The organism is Pseudomonas sp. GL-RE-29, assembly GCF_019947275.1.
In the GTDB taxonomy this organism is placed as follows: Bacteria; Pseudomonadota; Gammaproteobacteria; order Pseudomonadales; family Pseudomonadaceae; genus Aquipseudomonas; species Aquipseudomonas fluorescens_A.
This window is the reverse complement of record NZ_JAGYGD010000029.1, coordinates 20,680-41,070: the sequence shown is the minus strand read 5'-3', so window position 1 is coordinate 41,070 and position 20,391 is coordinate 20,680. Positions and strand designations below refer to the sequence as shown.

The 20,391-nt window shown below is 59.2% G+C and carries 23 protein-coding genes; 11 read left to right on the top strand and 12 right to left on the bottom strand.

Going from position 1 to position 20,391, the window contains the following annotated elements; genetic code table 11:
• Nucleotides 1-23 precede the first annotated feature (23 nt).
• On the top strand, nt 24-938 hold the full coding sequence (locus KGB21_RS21680; RefSeq protein ID WP_034150020.1) for a LysR family transcriptional regulator: 915 nt from the start codon (nt 24-26) through the stop codon (nt 936-938).
• A 104-nt stretch (nt 939-1,042) separates the two neighbouring features.
• Here the strand turns inward: KGB21_RS21680 and KGB21_RS21675 are convergent, their stop codons facing one another.
• From KGB21_RS21675 to KGB21_RS21665, 3 genes are read right to left on the bottom strand one after another with little or no spacing between them, the layout of a single operon-like run.
• Nucleotides 1,043-1,585, bottom strand: a complete 543-nt coding sequence (locus tag KGB21_RS21675; RefSeq protein ID WP_223506670.1) for a DUF2937 family protein — start codon at nt 1,583-1,585, stop codon at nt 1,043-1,045.
• A gap of 12 nt (nt 1,586-1,597) precedes the next feature.
• Nucleotides 1,598-2,374 carry a class II glutamine amidotransferase gene (locus KGB21_RS21670; RefSeq protein WP_034150022.1) on the bottom strand — a complete coding sequence of 259 codons (777 nt, stop codon included), beginning with the start codon at nt 2,372-2,374 and terminating at the stop codon, nt 1,598-1,600.
• A 32-nt stretch (nt 2,375-2,406) separates the two neighbouring features.
• Entirely contained in the window at nt 2,407-2,907 is a 501-nt protein-coding gene (locus KGB21_RS21665) for an MFS transporter (protein WP_223506669.1), read from the bottom strand.
• A 234-nt stretch (nt 2,908-3,141) separates the two neighbouring features.
• On the opposite strand from KGB21_RS21665, the gene KGB21_RS21660 reads away from it, so the two are divergent.
• A complete protein-coding gene (locus tag KGB21_RS21660) occupies nt 3,142-5,196 on the top strand; it encodes a S9 family peptidase (RefSeq protein ID WP_223506668.1) in 2,055 nt (684 codons plus the stop codon).
• Between the two features lie 194 nt (nt 5,197-5,390).
• Nucleotides 5,391-5,864, top strand: a complete 474-nt coding sequence (locus KGB21_RS21655; protein ID WP_034150025.1) for a cyclic nucleotide-binding domain-containing protein — start codon at nt 5,391-5,393, stop codon at nt 5,862-5,864.
• On the opposite strand, the gene KGB21_RS21650 is transcribed toward KGB21_RS21655, so the two are convergent.
• On the bottom strand, nt 5,861-6,151 hold the full coding sequence (locus tag KGB21_RS21650) for a hypothetical protein (protein ID WP_080758060.1): 291 nt from the start codon (nt 6,149-6,151) through the stop codon (nt 5,861-5,863). The genes KGB21_RS21655 and KGB21_RS21650 overlap by 4 nt on opposite strands.
• A 96-nt stretch (nt 6,152-6,247) precedes the next feature.
• Here KGB21_RS21650 and KGB21_RS21645 point away from each other — a divergent pair, with 96 nt between their 5' ends.
• The 5 genes from KGB21_RS21645 to KGB21_RS21625 all read left to right on the top strand — a co-directional run bounded on the left by KGB21_RS21645 (nt 6,248) and on the right by KGB21_RS21625 (nt 9,566).
• Nucleotides 6,248-6,934: a spermidine synthase gene (locus KGB21_RS21645; protein WP_034150026.1), complete on the top strand. Its 687-nt coding sequence runs from the start codon at nt 6,248-6,250 to the stop codon at nt 6,932-6,934.
• Nucleotides 6,935-6,983: 49 nt separating this feature from the next.
• A complete protein-coding gene (locus KGB21_RS21640; protein WP_007944009.1) occupies nt 6,984-7,355 on the top strand; it encodes a YajD family HNH nuclease in 372 nt (123 codons plus the stop codon).
• A 340-nt stretch (nt 7,356-7,695) separates the two neighbouring features.
• Nucleotides 7,696-8,553, top strand: a complete 858-nt coding sequence (locus tag KGB21_RS21635) for a hypothetical protein (RefSeq protein WP_223506667.1) — start codon at nt 7,696-7,698, stop codon at nt 8,551-8,553.
• A 73-nt stretch (nt 8,554-8,626) separates the two neighbouring features.
• Nucleotides 8,627-9,097, top strand: coding sequence for an RNA methyltransferase (locus KGB21_RS21630; protein WP_007911337.1), 471 nt, complete (start codon nt 8,627-8,629; stop codon nt 9,095-9,097).
• Between the two features lie 91 nt (nt 9,098-9,188).
• Nucleotides 9,189-9,566, top strand: coding sequence for a DUF2892 domain-containing protein (locus KGB21_RS21625; RefSeq protein ID WP_223506666.1), 378 nt, complete (start codon nt 9,189-9,191; stop codon nt 9,564-9,566).
• A gap of 136 nt (nt 9,567-9,702) precedes the next feature.
• Here KGB21_RS21625 and KGB21_RS21620 read toward each other — a convergent pair whose 3' ends face one another.
• Nucleotides 9,703-10,932 carry a hypothetical protein gene (locus KGB21_RS21620; protein WP_223506665.1) on the bottom strand — a complete coding sequence of 410 codons (1,230 nt, stop codon included), beginning with the start codon at nt 10,930-10,932 and terminating at the stop codon, nt 9,703-9,705.
• A 142-nt stretch (nt 10,933-11,074) separates the two neighbouring features.
• Nucleotides 11,075-11,524: a YcgN family cysteine cluster protein gene (locus tag KGB21_RS21615; protein WP_034150030.1), complete on the bottom strand. Its 450-nt coding sequence runs from the start codon at nt 11,522-11,524 to the stop codon at nt 11,075-11,077.
• Between the two features lie 280 nt (nt 11,525-11,804).
• On the opposite strand from KGB21_RS21615, the gene KGB21_RS21610 reads away from it, so the two are divergent.
• Nucleotides 11,805-12,398: a nitroreductase family protein gene (locus KGB21_RS21610; RefSeq protein WP_223506664.1), complete on the top strand. Its 594-nt coding sequence runs from the start codon at nt 11,805-11,807 to the stop codon at nt 12,396-12,398.
• A gap of 89 nt (nt 12,399-12,487) precedes the next feature.
• On the opposite strand, the gene KGB21_RS21605 is transcribed toward KGB21_RS21610, so the two are convergent.
• The 5 genes from KGB21_RS21605 to KGB21_RS21585 all read right to left on the bottom strand — a co-directional run bounded on the left by KGB21_RS21605 (nt 12,488) and on the right by KGB21_RS21585 (nt 17,396).
• Nucleotides 12,488-13,420, bottom strand: coding sequence for a D-2-hydroxyacid dehydrogenase (locus KGB21_RS21605; RefSeq protein WP_034150032.1), 933 nt, complete (start codon nt 13,418-13,420; stop codon nt 12,488-12,490).
• A gap of 120 nt (nt 13,421-13,540) precedes the next feature.
• Nucleotides 13,541-13,834 carry a YcgL domain-containing protein gene (locus KGB21_RS21600; RefSeq protein ID WP_223506663.1) on the bottom strand — a complete coding sequence of 98 codons (294 nt, stop codon included), beginning with the start codon at nt 13,832-13,834 and terminating at the stop codon, nt 13,541-13,543.
• A complete protein-coding gene (gene rnd, locus KGB21_RS21595; protein ID WP_223506662.1) occupies nt 13,831-14,964 on the bottom strand; it encodes a ribonuclease D in 1,134 nt (377 codons plus the stop codon). The genes KGB21_RS21600 and rnd overlap by 4 nt, the downstream gene beginning before the upstream one ends.
• Nucleotides 14,965-15,087: 123 nt before the next feature.
• Nucleotides 15,088-15,750 (bottom strand): class I SAM-dependent methyltransferase, encoded by a 663-nt coding sequence (locus KGB21_RS21590; protein WP_223506661.1) that lies wholly within the window; start codon nt 15,748-15,750, stop codon nt 15,088-15,090.
• Nucleotides 15,747-17,396 (bottom strand): phosphoethanolamine transferase, encoded by a 1,650-nt coding sequence (locus KGB21_RS21585; RefSeq protein WP_223506660.1) that lies wholly within the window; start codon nt 17,394-17,396, stop codon nt 15,747-15,749. Before KGB21_RS21585 ends, KGB21_RS21590 begins: the two co-directional genes overlap by 4 nt.
• A gap of 319 nt (nt 17,397-17,715) precedes the next feature.
• Between KGB21_RS21585 and KGB21_RS21580 the strand changes: the two genes are divergently transcribed.
• Complete coding sequence (locus KGB21_RS21580; RefSeq protein ID WP_223506659.1) at nt 17,716-18,897, top strand: cyanate transporter; 1,182 nt, start codon at nt 17,716-17,718, stop codon at nt 18,895-18,897.
• A gap of 167 nt (nt 18,898-19,064) precedes the next feature.
• A complete protein-coding gene (locus tag KGB21_RS21575) occupies nt 19,065-19,991 on the top strand; it encodes a LysR family transcriptional regulator (RefSeq protein WP_223506658.1) in 927 nt (308 codons plus the stop codon).
• A gap of 3 nt (nt 19,992-19,994) precedes the next feature.
• Here the strand turns inward: KGB21_RS21575 and KGB21_RS21570 are convergent, their stop codons facing one another.
• Nucleotides 19,995-20,360, bottom strand: a complete 366-nt coding sequence (locus KGB21_RS21570; RefSeq protein WP_223506657.1) for a 5-carboxymethyl-2-hydroxymuconate Delta-isomerase — start codon at nt 20,358-20,360, stop codon at nt 19,995-19,997.
• Between the last annotated feature and the right edge of the window lie 31 nt (nt 20,361-20,391).

Here is a 20,391-nt window from a genome sequence, read left to right as displayed (position 1 = left end):
TAGGCATAAGAAATCTTTATCCCATGAACCTGAAGTTTCTCGAGACCTTCGTCTGGGTCGCACGACTCAAGAGTTTTCGCCTGACCGCCGACAAGCTATTCACCACCCAGGCGTCGATTTCCAGCCGCATCGCCGTGCTCGAAAGCGAGCTCGGGGTGAAGTTGTTTTTGCGTGACTCACGCGGCGTGAGCCTGACGCCGGAAGGCTTGAAAGTGCTCGATTACGCCGAGCAGATGATGGACACCATGCAGGCGCTCAAGCAGTCGATCGAGACCCGTTCGAGCAAGACCGGTCGCGTGCGCATCGGCGTGATGGACACGGTGATCCATACCTGGCTGAGTCCGCTGGTGGCGCAGATGACCGATCACTACCCGCTGGTGGAAATCGAGCTGGTGGCCGATACCTCGCTGAACCTCTGCGATCAGCTGCAAAAAGGCTTTCTCGATGTGATCCTGCAAACCGACCTGCTGCGCCAGGAAAGCGTGCGCAGCCTGGAACTGGCCAGCCACCCGATGGGCTGGATCGTCGCCAGCAATTCCCTGTACAACCGTGAGTATTCGGGCATCGCCGACCTGGCGAATGAGCGGATCATCACTTACTCGAAAAACTCCCATCCGCACCAGGAAGTGCTCGCCTTGATGCAGGCCAACGGTGTCATGGCGCCGCGATTGAACTGCGTGAATTCGGTGTCGGCAATTACCCGGTTGCTGCGTGACGGCTTCGGCATCGGCGCGCTACCGCCGGTGCTGGTGGCCGAGGAACTGGCGCGTGGCGAGTTGACCTTGCTGGACATCGAGCAACGACCACCGAATTTGCAGGTGGTGGTGTCGTGGCGGGTAGGCGCGGAATGGGTCGAGGAGATTGTGGCGTTGTGTCAGCAGGTGCTGGAGGGGTATGCGCGCAGGGTGGGTGAGGGTTACATCGTTTTGAATCGTTGAAGCAAGACCAAAAGATCGCAGCCTTCGGCAGCTCCTACAGGGGAACGCGTCGGGGGCGGATCCCTGTAGGAGCTGCCGAAGGCTGCGATCTTTTGATGTTGATCTTACAACCCGCGCAAATCCCGCTCTTCAATCGGCCGGCTCTGGCGCAAACGCTTGCCGCCCAACACCACCCAGTCGATCAAGCGGAACAGGCATTCAATCCCGAACGACAGCAGTAACGCCCCGCTCATGCCCCAGACCATCGCTTCCGGCGTCAGCAGGATCTGGTAGCTGTAGCCATTCCAGGTTTCCTTGCGGATGTCCGGATCGGCGGCCAACACCACTTGCAGCACGCGGATGTACCACGGCCCCTGCATCGCCTGGAATTGCTTGTCCAACGCGACCTGACGAGTCAGCAGGTTACTCAGGCTGTCGGCGTCGCTACGGAAAATCGGGTCTTCGCTGGCGCGATAATGCGCCACCAGTGCCTGCATATCGCCCTTGAAGAACTGATTGGCGGTGCCTTGAAAACCGCTGAGGCTGGTCTGCGCTTCAATCAAATGCGCTTCGACCCGCTTGGCGTAGTCGTTGATGAACCCCGGCACCTGGACACCGATCAACAGGCCCGCCGCGAACAACACCAGCCGTAGATAACTGAGCAACATGGAGGAGAATCCTTATTCGGTCTTGCCCTGGCTGACGCATTCGCCGCGTCGCCACAGGCTCCATTGGCCCGGTTCGTAGCGGGTCCAGGTTTCGTTTTCGGTCAAGGGTTCGGTAGCGATCACCGTGACCACGTCGTTGGGCGTGGTTTCGGCCTGGAAGTCGACGATCACATCGACATCCTTCAAGCGGGCCGGGCCGAACGGGGCGCGGCGGGTGATCTGCGCCAGTTTGGTCGAGCAGTAGCAGAACAGCCAGTCGCCGTCGCTGAGCAGGCAGTTGAACACGCCCTTGCTGCGGTATTCGGCGCAGGCGGCCACCAGGTCCGGCAGCAGTTCTTCGACCTCGACCGGCTCGGGGAAGGCCGCGCGCACGCGGTTGAGCAAGTCGCAGAACGCCGCTTCGCTGTCGGTATCGCCAACGGGGCGGTAGAAACTGGCGGTCGGTTGAAAGTCCGCCAATTGACCGTTATGAGCGAAACACCAGTTACGGCCCCACAGCTCGCGCACGAACGGATGGGTGTTGGAGAGACAGACTTTGCCGACGTTGGCCTGGCGAATGTGCCCGATCACCACTTCACTCTTGATCGGATAGCGCTGCACCAGGTTGGCGACTTCCGACTCGCAGCTTGCCGCCGGGTCCTGGAACAAACGCAGGCCACGGCCCTCATAGAAGGCAATGCCCCAACCATCACGGTGCGGACCGGTACGGCCGCCACGCTGCATCAGCCCGGTGAAGCTGAACACGATGTCGGTCGGCACATTGGCGCTCATGCCCAATAACTCACACATGCTCGGAATCTCGCTTCAAGCCAGGGGCAACGTTACAAACGCGGTTCGACGCGCATACGCTGGGGATTGCTCGGCACAGGCGGACGTCCGTAACGATCATCACCGGTACCACCGAAAAGATGCTCTTCTTCCTCCGCTTCTTCGGCACGGGCGGCGGCCTTGGCAGCGGCGGCCTGTTCCTTGCGCGCATTGGCTTTGCGTTCGATCGGAAAGCGGATCGCCACGAACACCAGGTAAATGCCGAAAGCGATCATGCCGTACATGAACAGATCGGAAATCGCCCGCCATGCGTTGTTGCCAACCTTGAACAACAGGTCGAGGGCGGTGATGGCAATGGCCGGGGCGACCTTTTCTTTCACAGGGTCAATGATGGTCGGCGAAAACAGCAGCACCGCCACCAGCAAACGCAGTGGCTCACGCAGCCAACGCCACATCCAGCGGGTGATACGCATCCACACCAACAGGCAGCCCAAAGCGGCAAAGGCGTAGAGGCCCCAAGCGATCAGATAGTCGTTCTCGGTCATGGTGTCCATGGCAAGGCAGGCAAAGAGGCGCTTATAGTAACGACTTTTCGCACGTCAGGCTTGCCCAATGGCATCGGTCAAGACGCAGCCCTGTAGGAGCAAGCTTGCTCGCGATGAGGTCGGCACATTCAGCATCAATGTTGACAGTCGGGCCGCCATCGCGAGCAAGCTTGCTCCTACAGGCTCTGCACAGGCCAGCGGTCTGCGAAGCCCCCTATTCCGTACATTGTTCGAGAGCCCTCCATGTCCCTATCCGCCAACGTTTCCGACGCCCCAATCGCCCACAAGGCCGAAGGCTGCGACCCGTATGCCTGGCTTCAGGAGCGCGACACCGCTGCGGTGCTCGACTACCTGAAGGCTGAAAACAGCTATCAGGAGGCGCAAACCGCCGATCAGGCCGAATTGCGCGAAACCCTGTTCGAAGAGATCAAGGGCCGGATTCTCGAAACCGACCTGTCCCTGCCCTCGCCGTGGGGGCCCTATCTGTATTACACGCGCACCACGGCGGGTGACGAATACGCTCGTCACTACCGCTGCCCACGTCCGGCAGACGACAGCCTGACCCTCGATGAAAGCCGCGAACAACTGCTGCTGGACCCGAACGCGCTGGCCAACGGCGGTTTCTTCTCACTTGGTGCGTTCAGCATCAGCCCGGACCACCAGCGCCTGGCCTACAGCATCGACTCCTCGGGCGATGAGATTTACACGCTGTTCGTGAAGGAATTGTCCGACGGTCGTATCAGCGAACTGGAATTCCAGGACTGTGACGGCAGCATGACCTGGGCCAATGACAGCCTGACCCTGTTTTTCGGCGAGCTGGACGACACCCATCGCCCGCACAAGCTGTACCGCTATCGCCTCGATGGCACGGCGGCCGAAGAAGTGTTCCATGAGACTGACGGCCGCTTCTTCATGCATTGCTACCGCTCAAGTTCCGAGCAGCAACTGCTGCTATCCCTGGGCAGCAAGACCACCAGCGAAGTCTGGGTGCTCGACGCCAACCAGCCGCAACAAGCCTTTACCTGCATCGCGCCACGGGTCGAGGACCATGAGTACGACGTCGACCACGGCGCGCTCGACGGCGAGTGGACCTGGTTCATTCGCACCAACCGCGACGGTATCAACTTTGCCCTGTACACCGCAGTCGATACCGGCGTGGCGCCAATCGAGGCAGAGTGGCAGAACCTGATCCCCCACAGCGACACGGTGATGATCGACGGCATGAGCCTGAATGCCGGCGCCATGACCCTGAGCCTGCGGGAAGGTGGTCTGCCGATCATCGAAGTCCATCCGCAAGACCTGCCGAGCTACCGGGTACAGCTACCGGATGCAGCGTATAGCCTGCACGTGCAAAACAGCCTGGAGTTCGTCAGCGACAGGATTCGCCTGCGCTACGAAGCGTTGAACCGTCCGGCGCAAATCCGCCAATTGCTGCTGACCAACGGCGAACAGAAAGTCCTCAAGGAAACCCCGGTACTCGGCCCGTTCGACGCCGATGCCTATGTCAGCCAACGTCTGTGGGCGACGGCGCCCGACGGCACGCAAGTGCCGATCAGCCTTGTGGTCAAACGCGAAGCTCTCGGTAAGCCGACGCCACTTTATCTGTACGGTTATGGCGCCTATGGCGAAAGCCTCGACCCTTGGTTCTCCCATGCACGCCTCAGCCTGCTGGATCGCGGCATGGCGTTCGCCATCGCGCACGTGCGTGGCGGCGGAGAACTGGGCGAAGCCTGGTATCGCGCCGGCAAGCAGGAGCACAAACACAACACCTTCAGCGATTTCATTGCCTGCGCCGAACACCTGATCACCAACGGTTTCACCAGCGCGCCACAACTGGCGATCAGCGGCGGCAGTGCCGGCGGCCTGCTGATCGGTGCGGTGCTTAACCAGCGGCCGGAGCTGTTCGGCGCGGCGATTGCCGAAGTTCCGTTCGTCGACGTACTCAACACCATGCTCGACCCGGACCTGCCTCTGACCATTACTGAATACGACGAGTGGGGCAACCCTGAAGAGCCGGATGTCTATGATCGGATCAAGGCCTACGCACCGTACGAAAACGTCACCGCACAAGCCTATCCGGCGACCTTGGTGATCGCCGGCTACAACGACAGCCGCGTGCAATATTGGGAAGCGGCAAAATGGGTGGCCAAATTGCGCGCGACCAAAACCGACACCAACCCCCTGCTGCTCAAGACCGAACTGGGCGCCGGGCATGGCGGTATGAGTGGCCGATATCAAGGATTGCGTGACGTAGCACTCGAATATGCATTTTTGTTCAAGGTATTGGGCGTTGCCTGAGGAACTTGGCTTGGTCCTCCGGTCTTAACTCCGGACACCAGTGGCCGATACAACGCTGCACCCTGTAGGAGTCGCCGCAGGCTGCGATCTTTTGATCTTGAAAATTAAAGTCAAAAGATCGCAGCCTTCGGCAGCTCCTACAGGGGTTTGCGGTAAATCCGGATCAGAACCAGACAACAAAAAGACCGCACGACATGTCAGAACCGACCTTCCTGAACAACGAAATCCGCGACTGGCTGATGGACTGCGGCCTGTTCAATCAGCTGCTGCCGGCCGACTTTGCCGCCGCTTCGGGCTACTTCAGCATCAGCACCATTGCCCAGGGCGAAGAAATTTTCCACGAGGGTGATGCCGGCAGCTTCATGTGCATCATCCATACCGGCCAGGTGGCGGTGCAAAAAACCACCAGCGACGGGCAACGGGTGACCATCGCCACGTTGCGCAGTGGCCGCTCGTTCGGCGAAATGGCCGTGCTCGATGGCGAACGCCGATCGGCCAGTTGCGTCGCCGCGAGCAACTGCCAACTGCTCAACCTGGGCAAGGATTCGCTGGAAAAGATGCTCAACGACGCCCCGAAAATCGCCGCAAAGATTATCCGCGCACTCGCCGTCTCGCTGTCCAAACGCTTGCGCATGGCCGACGGGCAATTGCTCGCGCAGCAGGTTTAACCGCCGGGCGATTTAACTTTCGGTGGATTCTGCTCGATGCCCGGCACCGGTTGATCCTTGGTGGGCGGGCTTGGTCGCTCGATCGGCACCAACGGCGGACCGCCACTGCCGGGGCCGACTCTGGGCAATGGGGCGGGGCTGATTTGCGGATACGGCGTTGGCGTCGCGGTGCCAGGCGAGCCTGGCGTCAGCGCGGGGCTCACGGGAATGCTTTGTAACTGTTGGGCCTGCGCTGCAGTTATCGAGAGCGCGGCCCAGGCAATGACCGTTAGAATGGTGCGCTTCATCAATGGCTCCGTTGGCCTTGTTGTCTGTTGCAGGCTACTCCCAACTGCGTCCGTTTGCCTTCCCCTCTGCTGCCAATTTTTCTTCAAGTGAGTCCCATGAAACGTTTCGTTCTGCTCGACACCGCCCCAATTCCCGAGAACGGCGGTGCCCTGTGCCTGTTCGAATACGGTGAGGATTTCGTCATCAAGATCCAGGGCGGCGACGGCGGGCAGCTGATGAACACACGCATGCACGGCTCCGAAGACGCCTTGGCCGAGATCCCCTGCCGCAAGGTCGCCGGTCGCCCGAACTCACGGGTATTGATCGGCGGCCTGGGCATGGGATTCACCCTCGCCTCCGCGCTCAAGCACCTGGGCAAGACCGCTGAAGTGGTGGTCGCCGAACTGGTGCCAGGCGTGGTGGAGTGGAACCGTGGACCGTTAGGCGAAAAGTCCGGCAACCCGCTGCTCGACCCGCGTACCGTGATTCGCATGGATGACGTGGCCAAGGTTCTGCAAGCCGAGCCGCAGGGTTTCGATGCGATCATGCTCGACGTCGACAACGGCCCCGAAGGCCTGACTCAGCGGGCCAACAGCTGGCTCTACTCCGCCGGTGGCCTGAGTGCCTGCGCCAAAGCCCTGCGACCGAAAGGCGTGCTGGCGGTCTGGTCGGCCAGCGCGGACCGGCAGTTTTCCGACAAACTGAAAAAAGCCGGGTTCAAGGCCGAGGAAGTGCAAGTCTTCGCCCACGGCAACAAGGGCACCCGCCACACCATCTGGATTGCCGAGAAGCTCAAGGGCTGAGCTAAACTCACTGCATAACCGTCATTAGTCTTTTTACAAAGGTGAACCCATGAGTTCGTCCACCCCGACCAACACCTCGAAGCTGGACCGCATCCTCGCCGACAATCAGCGCGACAAGGAAATGGGCTACCGCGACAAAGCCCTGAAAATGTACCCGCATGTGTGCGGCCGCTGCGCCCGTGAATTCTCCGGCAAGCGCCTGAGCGAACTGACCGTGCACCACCGCGATCACAACCACGACAACAATCCGCAGGACGGTTCGAACTGGGAACTGTTGTGCCTGTATTGCCACGACAACGAACACTCGCGTTACACCGACCAGCAGTATTTCGGCGAAGGCTCGCTGAGCACCCCGAAAATCGCCAAGGCGACGCACAACCCGTTTGCCGCGTTGGCCGGGCTGATGAAAAAAGAAGACTGAATCCCCACCGGACCTGTAGGAGCAAGCTTGCTCGCGATGGCGATTACACAGGCAACCTCTGTGTTGCCTGACAGTCCGCTATCGCGAGCAAGCTTGCTCCTACAGCATTTGGTGCGGCAAGTACTGACACCGGACGGCGACAATCTGCCGCCATCGGCAAACAGCTCCCCTCTTCACGCGCGTTAAAAAGCGTCCTGACCGTTACAAATCCCCGCCTCGCCCGCCACTCTCCCTGATGGCACTGTTCTTGCCATGTATCAACGTCAATACACTGAGCCAGTCAAAGTCTTGACCGCTCATGTCGTCCCTAAACCGCATCGCACATGGACAGGCCCGAGTCATGAACGTCAACTCATCCTTCAACAGCGCCGCCATCCTGGCCTATTACAACTCCGCCGAGGCCAAGGCTAAACCCGCGGCCAGCGAAACCGAGCAGACGGCTGGCAAAAGCAAAAACGACGATTCACTCAGCCTCTCCAAAACAGCCGCTGACTACAGCGGTTCGATTGCCGGCAACGCGCCATTTTTCCCGGTACGTCCAGGCATGAGCGCCGATGCCCTGGTGCTGGGTGTTACCCAGCCGGGCGCGGTCTCCAGCTCAGCGGGCAAAACCTTTGCCGAAGTGGCCACGGATGCGCGCAAACGGATGGATGAAAAATACGCGCAGATGAAGGCCGGCGATAAGCCTTACAGCGGCAGTGTCGAAGACCGCAATGCGCTGATGGGTGACCTGGATCGACGCTCGCTCAACGCCGTCGCGACCAATGAAGGCGGACTGTTCTCCAAGGATGAACAGGACGCAGCAAAAGCACTGATGCAGCAGCAGGCTCGTCTGGCGTCGGGCTACTACAGCGGCCCCGACGATCAGAAGAAGAACTGGAAAGACCCGTTCGCCAATGACCCGGTCGGTCGGGCCAAGGCGGCGATGAACTTTCTCGAAAACATGAGCCCGGAAGAAAAGAACACACCGCAGTGGTTGTCCCAGCACATGACGCTGCAAGATGCGCTGGATCAGTACGCCAATGGCGGCAAGGATTCCACTGAAAAAAAATCCGGCCATTTCCATAACCTGGCTGAAATTCTGGCCGGCGTCGTAACCGACCCGGACGCCAGCAAAAACCCGGAAAACGACAAGATCAACAACGCCGGGAATGCCCTGGTGGACCGGATCAAGGCCCTCACGCCGGCGACGCAGTGACCTGGTCGCCGAATCTGCGGCCCGCCCGCAAACCCCGTATAATCGCGCTTTTTTCCTGAAAGGCGCTTCGCTCGTGGCAGACAAACGGTACAGCTGCATTGGTTTGTATAACCCCAAATCACCGGAGAACGTCGGTTCGGTGATGCGCGCCGCTGGCTGTTATGGCGTGGCGTCGGTGTTCTACACCGGTAAGCGCTATGAGCGCGCCGCCGATTTCGTCACCGATACCAAGCGCGTCCACTACGACATCCCGCTGATCGGCATTGACGACCTGAAGAAAATCCTGCCGCTCAATTGCGTTCCCGTCGCCGTCGAACTGGTGGAAGGTGCGCGCCCGCTGCCCGAGTACACTCATCCGGACCGCGCGCTGTACATCTTCGGCCCGGAAGACGGTTCGCTGGACAAAGAGATTCGCGACTGGTGCGAAGACGTGGTTTACATCCCGACCACCGGCTGCATGAACCTGGCCGCCACGGTCAACGTCGTGCTGTACGACCGCATGGCCAAGGGCCTGAACACCCGCTCGGGGCCGAAATTCCGCTGAAACGTCGCACATCCGATGGAACAAGCCGGCCGCCTCGGCAGTCAGCTTAACTATTGACACTGAAGCAGCCTTTCCTGCCTGGAGACAGATCATGAGCGAACTCAAACGCGTAGAGCGCATCGAATCCACCCCGTTCCAGTCCCACAGCGATCAGAACGTTCATGGCTGGGAGCGCATCGGTTCCCTGGCTGGTGGCGTGGTGATGGTGGGCAAAGGCCTGCGTCGCGGTGGCATTTTCGGATTGATTCAGGTGGCGATCGGCGGCGTTGCCCTGGCACGCGGCATCACCGGGCATAGCTCGGCGAAAAGCCTGCTGGAAAAAAGTCGTCAGGACATGGACAACGTGCGGGCGAAGATTCAACGGGCGGGTGAAGAGTTGGGCCGATTGAAGGCCAATGCCGAGGCGGCGACCAACACCGCAACCGTGACCGGCAATGATTCGTTGAAATCGCCGAAAACCGGGGTTTGATCCGAAAGATATGTTGAGGCGTAAGGCCTCATCGCTGGCAAGCCAGCTCCCACAGGTTTCGTGGTGATCGCAAGATTTGTGAACGACACGAGACCTGTAGGAGCTGCCGAAGGCTGCGATCTTTTGATCTTTACCTTTACTGAAGCAACTCGGTATCAAGGACTTTGGAAGACTCGCCAATCACGCTCTCACTCAGCTGCACGAATTCCTTGGTATCAACACTCCCCAGATGCATCGCCCCGCGTAACACGTCATCCAGCGAACGCTTGTTTCGCGTCTTCAGGCGAATCTCGCGATCCAGCTCCTGCAACAACACCACCGCTTTCGAAACCTGTGCCGGGCTGACCTGCTCACCGCGCAGGGTCGTGACTTTCTGACTGTCCTTCGCCAACCGAGTCTGCAAACTCTCATAGCGCTCGTCACTCATGCCACCGGCACGGCGCACCAGTTCGATGGCGTAATACTCGGCAAACCCTTCGCTGATCCAGTCGCTTCGATGCGTATCGTTGATCCGCCCGAACACTTGAGCCAACTCCCGCACCAGCGCACTGCTGCCGCTTTCGCTGACCAGCGGCAGACGCGTGTTCAGGTAGATCGACTCCCGCGACGCCAGGCTGCCACGCCACATCGGATCGTTGGCACCGACAATCAGCAACTTGGTCGGATGACGAGGAAACACCGCTTGTACCTGCGGCCAGACAAAGGTCAGCAGCGTCAGCACGTCCATGCGCCGCATGCCCTGACCGCGCGGCGAAGCGACGGTGACTTCGGTCTCGCCCAAGCGTGTTCGACGACTGCCCAAATGCCCGGCGAGCATCCAGCCCGTGGGTCGGTCGAACAGTCGGGAAACGTTGTCGATGCGGAACTTGTTCTTGCCGATTCGCGGCCAGGCGGTTTCGACGCTTTTCCAGCCGCTGGGCAATTCGAATTCGAGGCGTGATACCAGTTCGATGCCGTCCTGCTGATCGAGTCTGGCTGGCGGCACCAGGTCTTCGCCACGCATCAGCGCCCAGCTCGGGGTCATGCGAGTGTCGAAGCTGCCGCTCTTGCGCCCGTGGCTGATGCGCACGCGGTACGTCAGGCTGGCCTTGTCGGCGGCTGGTCGCCATACACCGCGGGCTGGCTTGCCCGGTGCCAGTTGCCAATCGCCATCGGCCTTGAAATCGCTGTAATGGCTGCCGTCGCCGAGGTCGAAGTCCAGGCTGCGGACCGCCGAGCCCTGGGCCAGGGTCAGGCGAACCTCAGCCTGATCGCTTTGCGGCAACAGGCGTACGTGGTAATCCAGATCGACCTTTTTTGCCGCCCATACGGGCGAATTCAGGGCCAACAACCCAACAACCAACGCCAGCCGCCATCCCACAGCCATACACACTCCTAGTGTGGCGAGCGAGCTTGCTCGCGCCGGGCTGCGAAGCAGCCTCAAATTCTTTTAGTCACGCCCTATTTTTTTGTGCTGCGCACTCAAGCGGGAGCAAGCTCCCTCGCCATCTATAAGATAGCGATGGAAATTAACCCGCCCGGAAAATCAAATGATCTTCCCAATCATCTTCCGGCACGCTGCCTTCGGCGAGCATGCGCCCGGACTGGGAAATGCGTTCGTGATGCACCGCATCGCGGTCACCGCAGACCAGGTGATGCCACAGCGGCAGATCCTTGCCCTCACTGACCAGACGATAACCGCAGGTCGGTGGCAGCCACTTGAACTCATCAGCCTTGCCCGGCGTGAGCTGGATGCAGTCCGGTACGAAGTCGCGACGATTAGGGTAATCGGTGCACTGACAGGTTTTCAGGTCCAGCAGTTTGCAGGCGATACGCGTGTAATAGACGCTGTTGTCGTCTTCATCCTCGAGCTTTTGCAGGCAGCACAGGCCACAACCGTCGCACAGCGATTCCCATTCCTCCGGATCGAGTTGATCGAGGGTTTTGCGTATCCAGAACGGTTCGACTTTGGCGGCCATGGCTCGAGCATCAACATCAGGTGGTGAAAAGGCCGCCAGTCTAGTGCGCCAGGCCCCGTGGGCCAAGCATTGGCGACTGCCGGTAGAGCGGTACTTGTCAGTTGTGGCGCCGCCAAGTAGCTTTGCCAGTCGCAAGGAGCCAGACCTGCGTGCCATTAACGCTCAACCGCGTTGCATTCCGGTGAACCGCCACGGCTCTCGACAGACCTCACCGCTCAGCTCAACTGCGCCCGCAGGTTTCAGACGTTTCTCACTTTCATACGTAGCAAGGAATCTCTTGATGAGTGCAAACCCACGCGTTGCCGATTACGCCATCCATCCACAGTTCACCGATCGCTGGTCGCCCCGCGCCTTCACCGGTGAAGCCATTCCGGTCGAGACCCTGCTGAGTTTCTTTGAAGCCGCGCGCTGGGCGCCGTCCGCGTACAACTCGCAACCTTGGCGCTTTCTCTACGCGCGTCGCGATACGCCGAACTGGGAGCGTTACCTCGGTCTGCTGAACGAATTCAACCGCAGCTGGGCGCAACACGCCTCGGCCCTGGTGATCGTGGTGTCGAAAACCACCTTCGCGGCACCTGGCGCTACCGAAGAAACTCCAGCCTTGTGGCACACCTTTGACACCGGTTCGGCTTGGGGCCATCTGGCGTTGCAAGCCAGCATCAGCGGCTGGCACACCCACGGCATGGCCGGTTTCGATCAGGAACTGACCCGCAAGGAGCTGAACATTCCTGGGGGCTATGCGCTGCACGCCGCCGTGGCGATCGGCAAACTGGGCGACAAGTCGACACTGGCGGACTACCTGCAAGCCCGTGAAGAGCCGAGCCCGCGTCGGCCGTTGAGCGAACTCGCTGCTGAAGGCGATTTCACCCTCTAAAATGCAAAAGATCGCAGCCTTCGGCAGCTCCTACAGGTGTTACATAATCCTGAAGGAGCTGCCGAAGGCTGCGATCTTTTTGTTTCGCCTCAATACCCGCGATCGAAATCCACTTCCCCGCGCAACGCTTCACCCGCCTGATACGCCCGCAGGTTCTCGACAAACAGCTTCACCATCAGCGACGGCGATGTCGGTGCCGAACTATGCCCGGTCAGCAACAGGCCCCAGGCCGTCCAGAATGGATGACGTTGCGGCAGTGGCTCCTGACGGCAGACGTCGATCACCGCGCCCACCAGGTGCCCTTCCTTCAAGGCTTCCACCAGGTCCGCATCAACCACCGCGACACCGCGTCCGACGTTAATGAACAACCCGGTCGGTTTGAATTGCTTGAACAACGCCGCATCGTAGATATCGTGGGTGTTCGGTGTATTTGGCAGCAAGTTGACCACGTAATCCACTTCCCCCACCAAGCGAGGCAAGTCCTCCAGCGAGCCGACTTCGACAAATGGCGCCTGCTCGCGGGCCGAACTGGCGATGCCGTACAACTCGACGCCGAACGGCACCAGGAATTGCGCAACGGTCTGGCCAATGTCACCGGTGCCCACGATCAACACCTTGCGCCCCGCCAGGCTTTGGCCATGACGACTGTCCCACTTGCGCTCGACCTGGCTGACCAGCCGCGCCAGCACTTCCCGCTCGTGACCGAGCATGTAGGTGAGCACGTATTCAGCCATGACCTGACCGAAAATCCCCACCGCGCGGGTCAGCCGATAGTGTCGTGGCAAGCCGTCGGCCAGCAGCGGCGTGATGCCCGCCCAGGTCGATTGCAGCCATTGCGGCTGGTGACCCTGTCGCAGCAAGGTCGCCAGCAGGTCGGGTTGTCCCAGCCACACCGGGCAATCAGCGGCCTGTCGGGCCAGTTCGGCGGAGTCACCGCTGGTCAGCACTTCCAGATCCGGCGCTACTTCGCGCAACAGTTGGGCGTACACAGGGTGGTCGTGCTCAGCAATCAGAACGCGCATGCTACAAACCTTTCGAAAAACAGTGCAGACAGCCACCGACAGAGTATTGCTCTGTCGTCGCGGCCATCGCCAAATCATTCCAGTGTTTCACAACAGCTCTGAACAGAGCCTGTCCAGCGACTACATCGGATCGTTGCGGCGCAGCAACTCTTCCGGCAAGTGCTCGATGTACTCGTCTTCGGCCGGTGGCATTTGCAGGTGGTAGCCCTGCTTATCAAGGTTCTCCAGCACGACGGTGATGTCCTCGCGTGACAGCTTGCGCTCGGGGGACAGCACCAGGTCGAAGGCGTGGATGGCTTTGCCGAAGGCGACCATCAAAGGCTCGGGTACCCGCTCCAGAGCATCGCTCTTGAGCACATACAGGTACATTTCGTTTCTCTTCGAACTGCGGTAGATGGAGCAAATACGTTTCAAGGCTGTTCTCCGGCGGTGGCCAGGCTGTCGAGCAGCGCCTGGCCCATCAATTCGCGGCGCCAGCCACGCAGCGAATCAGGCAATTGGTAGGGACCATTGGGGAAGCCGCTTTTCAGCAGCGCTTCCAGGGTTTTCTTGCGCAGCATCAGCTCCGGCGCGATGTCCAGGCGCTCGGCTTCGGCCTGGCCGATGGCTTTCATCTGTTTGAGCAGTACGGCAGCGTCCACCGGCAATGGCTCCGGCACGGCTGGCGGCCATTGATCTGGCGACACACTGCCAGAGCGCTTGATCAGATCAAGCAGAAATTCGCCGTCCTGACGCACGGTACGCGGGTGCATGTCTTCGATTTTCGCCAACGCACCGAGGTTGTCAGGCTGAGTCCGCGCCAGCGGCCACAGCGAATGCTCGCGGATGATGCGGTTGCGCGGCAGGTCGCGGGCGCGGGCCTCTGTCTCGCGCCAGGCGCAAAGTTCACGCAGCACGGCAAGTTGCGCGCGGGAGAGTTTCCAGGCCAGCTTGGCGTCGCGATAGACCTCATTCGGGTCGATCTCGCGGCGCAGGTTGGCCACCAGCTCGGCACCGTCTTCCAGCACCCAGGCGTATTTGTCGTCAGACAGCTTCGGACGCAGCTTCACGAACACTTCCGCCAGATGCACGGCATCTTCGGCGGCGTAGCTGATCTGGGTCTCGGAAAGCGGACGCTGCAACCAGTCGGAACGGGTTTCGCCCTTGGGCAGGTCGATGCCGAGCACCTCTTGCACCAGACGCGAATAACCCATGGAGAAGCCGAGGTTCAGGTAAGCGGCGGCCAATTGCGTGTCGAACAGCGGCGCCGGCAGGCTGCCGGTCAAGCGCAGCAGGACTTCGAGGTCTTCGCTGCAGGCATGCACGACTTTGACCACCGCCGTGTTTTCCAGCAACGCGGCCAGCGGCTGCCAGTTGTCGATGGTCAGCGGATCAATCAGGTAAGCACGTACGCCATCGCCCACCTGCAGCAGGCCGGCAATCGGATAGAAGGTGTCGACCCGCATGAATTCGGTGTCGAGGGCAACGTAGGGCAGATGCTGCCACTCGGCGCAAAACCGGCCGAGGCTATCGTTGTCGCGAATCCAGTGAATATCGATGGCCACACGGCTCTCCCTTGAAGAATGGCGCGCAGTATATATCGCCCCCGGCGATTTCCGCGCATCCACTGAACAAGAGCTTTAGCGAAAATACCTGCCTGACAAGAAGAATAGTCCGACAAACACGGACTATCCGGGCTTACGCAGCACGTAAACCCGCCTCGGTGCGCATCCAGGAAGGAAATCCTGATGACTCAGCACACGAAAGCCTGCCTGCTTGAACTCGCCCTCAATCTCGGCCTTGCTGGCCAGCGGTCGGCTCGCAACGCCCTGTGCATCGGCACGTCGCCCCTTGAAGCGACCGTCGAGCCGAACGGCCACGATCACCGTATCGCGGCTGACACGATAAAACTCCTCCAACATCGCCAGACGTAGATCAGGGCTGACCATGTGTTGAAACAGCTGCATGCAAAAAATGCAGTCAACTGCGCTTTCTGGCAAGCCGATGGTGAAAGCTGAGCTTTGAAAGGTCCTGATGCGGTTCAACAGGTCTTGTGAATGGTGGGTGCGGGCATGATCGAGAATATCTTGCGACGGATCGGTCGCCAGGATCACCCGGTTCGCATGTTCGGCCAACACTGGCCAGAAGCGCCCTACGCCGCAGGCCACATCAAGAATCAGGCCTGGTTCGCCGGCGGCATTGAGCGCATTGCGCACCAGTTGCTCGTCACGCCAGAACCCCAGTCGCCTGACCAGGCCTTGCGCGCGCGGCTGCAAACAGACGCGAGCGTGTTCCTGGTCGTAGCGCCGGGCAAACTCTTGCTCAATGGCGGATGGGAGTTGGGCATTCATTCTTTGGCCAGTACACCGTCGATCACGGCGCCACGGCAGCCGGCAAACATATCCAGGTCCTGGTTGTAGACCTTGCTGTTGACCTCCAGCAAACCCAGCATCGAATGGAACAGGTTGTCCTGACTCAAGGGTTTTTCGCGGCTCATTTGCAGGCAATGGGTGTCCACCGAGAACGACTTTTGATAGCTGTCGGAGAACCAGGCCAGCATCGCCACATGCTTCTGTTGCTCAGGCGCCAGCATGTAGGGCGTGCCATGGAGGAACAGGTTGTATTCACCCAGGGACTCGCCGTGATCCGACAGATACAGCATCGCGGTGTCGACCTTGTCCTGATTGCTGCGCAATACATCGATCAGGGTCGACAACACATGGTCGGTATAGACCAACGTATTGTCATAGCCGTTGACGATACTTTCGCGACTGCAGTTGTTCAGCGCATTACTTTCACAAACAGGGGTAAAGCGTTCGTACTCTTTCGGATATCGCTTGTAATACTCCGGACCGTGGCTACCCATCTGGTGCAACACCAGGACCGTGTCTTTATCCAGGGTATCGATGAAGTGCTGCAAACCTTGCAGAAGGATTTCATCTCGGCATTCACTGTTGGCACACAGCACCGGGTCTTTCAAATTGCTGACATCCTGGAGCGTGACCCGGTCGCAAGTGCCTTTGCAGCCTGACTGGTTGTCACGCCAGATAACATCGAGACCGGCACGCTTGAGCACGTCCAGCAGCCCCTCTTCGTTCTTCGCTTTGCTGGCGTTGTAATCCTTGCGGCCCATGTTGGAGAACATGCAAGGCACCGACACTGCGGTTTCAGTGCCGCAGGAGTGCACATCGGTGAACGCGATCAGACCGGGCTGTTTATCGAGATTTGGCGTGGTGTCGCGGTCGTAACCGAGGATGCCGAAGTTTTCCGCCCGGGCACTTTCACCCACCACCAGAACGGTCAGGGATTTACGACCGTGTGCTTGCCAGACCGGGTTTCTCTCGGCATCTACGCCGACTGCGACAAAAGGCTGTCGTGCCGACGCCACTTGCTCGCGCAGGTAGCCCAACGAAGCACCAATGTAGTTGCTCGGCACTACCATAAGGCGTAACTCATGGTGATTGCGAAACAACGAAGACAGGCCTTGATAATTAACCAGCGCCACCCCGCCAATGACCGCAACCGACGCAACACTCACCAATACTTTACTTACTAACTCACGATGCCAGCGACGATAGTTAATCGAGGTCTTCCACAAAACCAACGACGGCAAAATACCGAGCAGCACAATATAAATAAGCAACTTTATCGACAGTAAATCACGAACTTCTGTGACGTTGGTTTCCGCAAAATTACGCAACATGCCAGCGTCGATCAAAACACCATACTGGCTCATGAAGTACGCCACGCCCGCACTGATCATGAACAGCAGCGTCAAGACCGGCTTCAAGAGCGGCCGGAACGCCAGCAGGGTCAGTACAATGTTGAAGGCCGCGAGGATCATCACCCCGAATGCCACGCGCATGACGATGCCTTTACCGTCACCCGCTGTAATCTCGAACAGGTGTTGCCACAGCACCAAATTGAACGCGATTAATAAAAAGGCACTGGCAATCAATGTCACCCACTCGGGGCGCACGGCTTTGATCTTCAACATGATGAGCGGCTGTTCCTGGAAAGAAGTGCCGCCGGCAAATGTGAAAATTTCATTTACCGCGACAGCACTAACTTTAGGCAGCCAACCATCAATTTTTTGTGAAAAAGAAGCCAACGATTAGTTGGCCTCTTATATCAACATGAAACTTTTAACTTATTTGAGAATGATTCAGTTGTGGTTCAGCCCAGCGCCCATTTGTGCCCCCCTGCAGAAGGGCTGTCGAGTCGTATTTAATTTCTAGATAACCCCACAGATTTTCTGATTTGCCGCCTCCAACCCCGGGGCGCCTAATCGGCACCCTACTTTTCAAGGACCGTAAATGGAAAACATTCGCGCAACCTCCCGCCCTGCCCTCTGGCTCATGCTTAGCATCGTTCTCGTTGCTTTGAACTTGCGCCCCTCCATGGCTGCGGTCGGACCTTTGCTGTCCGCGATTCGTGGCGACATCCCGCTGAGCTTTAGCCTGGCCTCATTGCTGACCATGCTGCCGATAATGGCCATGGGGCTGGCGATGTTCTTCGGGCTTGCAATCAGTCAGCGCCTCGGCTCACAACGCACCGTCATGCTTTCTCTGTTGATCATCGGTATCGCCACAGTATCGCGACTGTTTGTTGATTCGGCGGCCGAACTGATCCTCAGCGCCGTACTCGCTGGTATCGGTATCGCGCTGATCCAGGCGTTGACGCCTGTGCTGATTAAATCCCGCTTCAGCGACAATGTTGCCCTGTGCATGGGACTCTACGTTACATCGATCATGGGCGGCGCAGCCATCGCCGCCTCATTCGCACCGTTAGTGATGGCCCGCACCGGCAGCTGGCGCGTGGGGCTGGCAATCTGGGCAATGCTGGCGGTTTTGGCATTGCTGTTCTGGTGCACCCATCGCGCAGTGACGCCGCAGGGCCCGAAGTCTTCCAGCACCCCATTCTTCTTCGCCAACTCCCGGGCCTGGTTGCTCGCTCTCTTCTTTGGTCTGGGCACGGCTTCCTACACCTGTGTGCTGGCCTGGCTGGCACCGTATTACATGGAAAAAGGCTGGAGCGAACAACACGCCGGATTGCTGCTGGGTTTCTTGACGGCCATGGAAGTATTGTCAGGACTGGTAACTCCCGCCATCGCCAACCGCAGCCGAGACCGACGCCTGGTGTTGGTGGTATTGCTGGCGCTGATCATCGCCGGTTTCTGCGGGTTGACGCTCACGCCGCAACATCTGAGTCTGCTCTGGCCGAGCCTGTTGGGCCTGGGAATTGGCGGCCTGTTTCCAATGAGTCTGATCGTGTCGCTGGATCACGTGGATGATCCCCACCGCGCCGGTGGCCTGACCGCCTTCGTCCAGGGCATCGGTTACATGATCGCCGGTCTCTCGCCGTTGATCGCCGGGATGATCCGCGACCAGCTCGGCAGCTTCGAATGGGCCTGGTGGTCACTCACCGGCGTGATGGTCCTGATGCTGCTCATAGCGTTGCGTTTCAATCCTCGGCACTACGCCCGGCACATTCACTGATCCGGAGCCCTGTCGGAGTCGGCATGTTGCGTTGTTGATATCCTTTTGGCTCATGCTCGGAACGACGCTGAATTACACGCTATGTTCACCTCGTCCCTGCATTCGACTAGGATCATTCGCACAAGATTGCGCACGGTCAGCGCAACGGGCACCGCGAGACGGAATGGATGCTGAACAGCAACACGCTAAGAAAACTGGATATGCAGGACCTCATGGTGTTCGTAGCCGTGTATGAGCAAAACAGTGTCACCGGGGTCTCAGAGACGCTGTGCGTCAGCCAGTCCACCGTAAGCTACTGCCTGAAAAAACTGCGCAGCGGCTTCGAAGACGAACTTTTCATCAACACCCGCACCGGAATGCGCCCCACTTACAAGGCCGGCAGCATGTACCCTAATGTGCTTAAGATTCTCGAAAGCATCAACCTGTGCCACGCCGGCACACCCGCGTTCGATCCGACCTTACAGCCGGCAAAATTCAACATTTGCGCACCGGAATACTTCGAGCAGTTAGTCCTGCCGCGAATTTTGAAGAACTTCGCGTTAGCCGACCTGCCGGTGATGATCAATGTGCACAAGCTGGAAACCGACATCCCGGCTGAAGCACTACGTGATGGCAGCTTCGACCTCGTGATCGGCTTCGGTCCCAACTTTCATCGCAGCCATGGCGACTTCAACTCGCGAATACTACTTGAAGATGATCTGGTCTGCGTCTTTGACAAACGCGCCACACCGCGCGAACCGCGCTTGAGCCTGCAAACCTTTACCGAGCGCCGGCATGTGTTCCCGACGCCCTGGACATCCAACACCAACATGGTCGACGGCTGGTTGGCGCAACAAGCCCGGCAACGGCAGATCGTCGCGCGAGCCAACAGCTACAGTGCGGCACTCAAATTGATCACCGGCACCGACTTCGCCCTCACCCTGCCCCGGCGCATCCAGCGATTGCTGGCCAATGAGGCAGTCTTCGATCACCGCGAAGCGCCCAATAGCCTGCCGGGATTCACCCTCGACATGCAATGGAGCCAAGATCAGGACAGCGCCAACACCTGGTTGCGCGAACAAGTACTCAAAGCCTGCGCCGAGCCGGAAATCTGAAACTCAGACGCCGATGGCGGTCTTGGCGTAAGACTCTCGATCAATGTCGAGGATCTCCACACACAACTGGACTTCAACGCCTGCCGGCCATGCACAGAGATCCTGCACCACCGCCAGCAGGCTTTCCGACAGCTGCTTTTTGATCTGCGACGAGCGCCCGCTCAACACTGCCAGCTTCACATGCACGAACCCCCGCTCCGCCAAAGCGGTACCGACCTTGAACGTTTCGACCTTCACCGCACGACTCTTGATGTCGGATTCAGCACCGAACTGGCCGGAGCCCACCAGCGCATTATTGAGTCGCAGCAACGCCACATCGGCATTCAGATCAGGCAGGTTGACGGTGTATTCCAAATGCAGGTGAGGCATGGCGTAACTCCTGTAGGTCGGCGGAAAAATT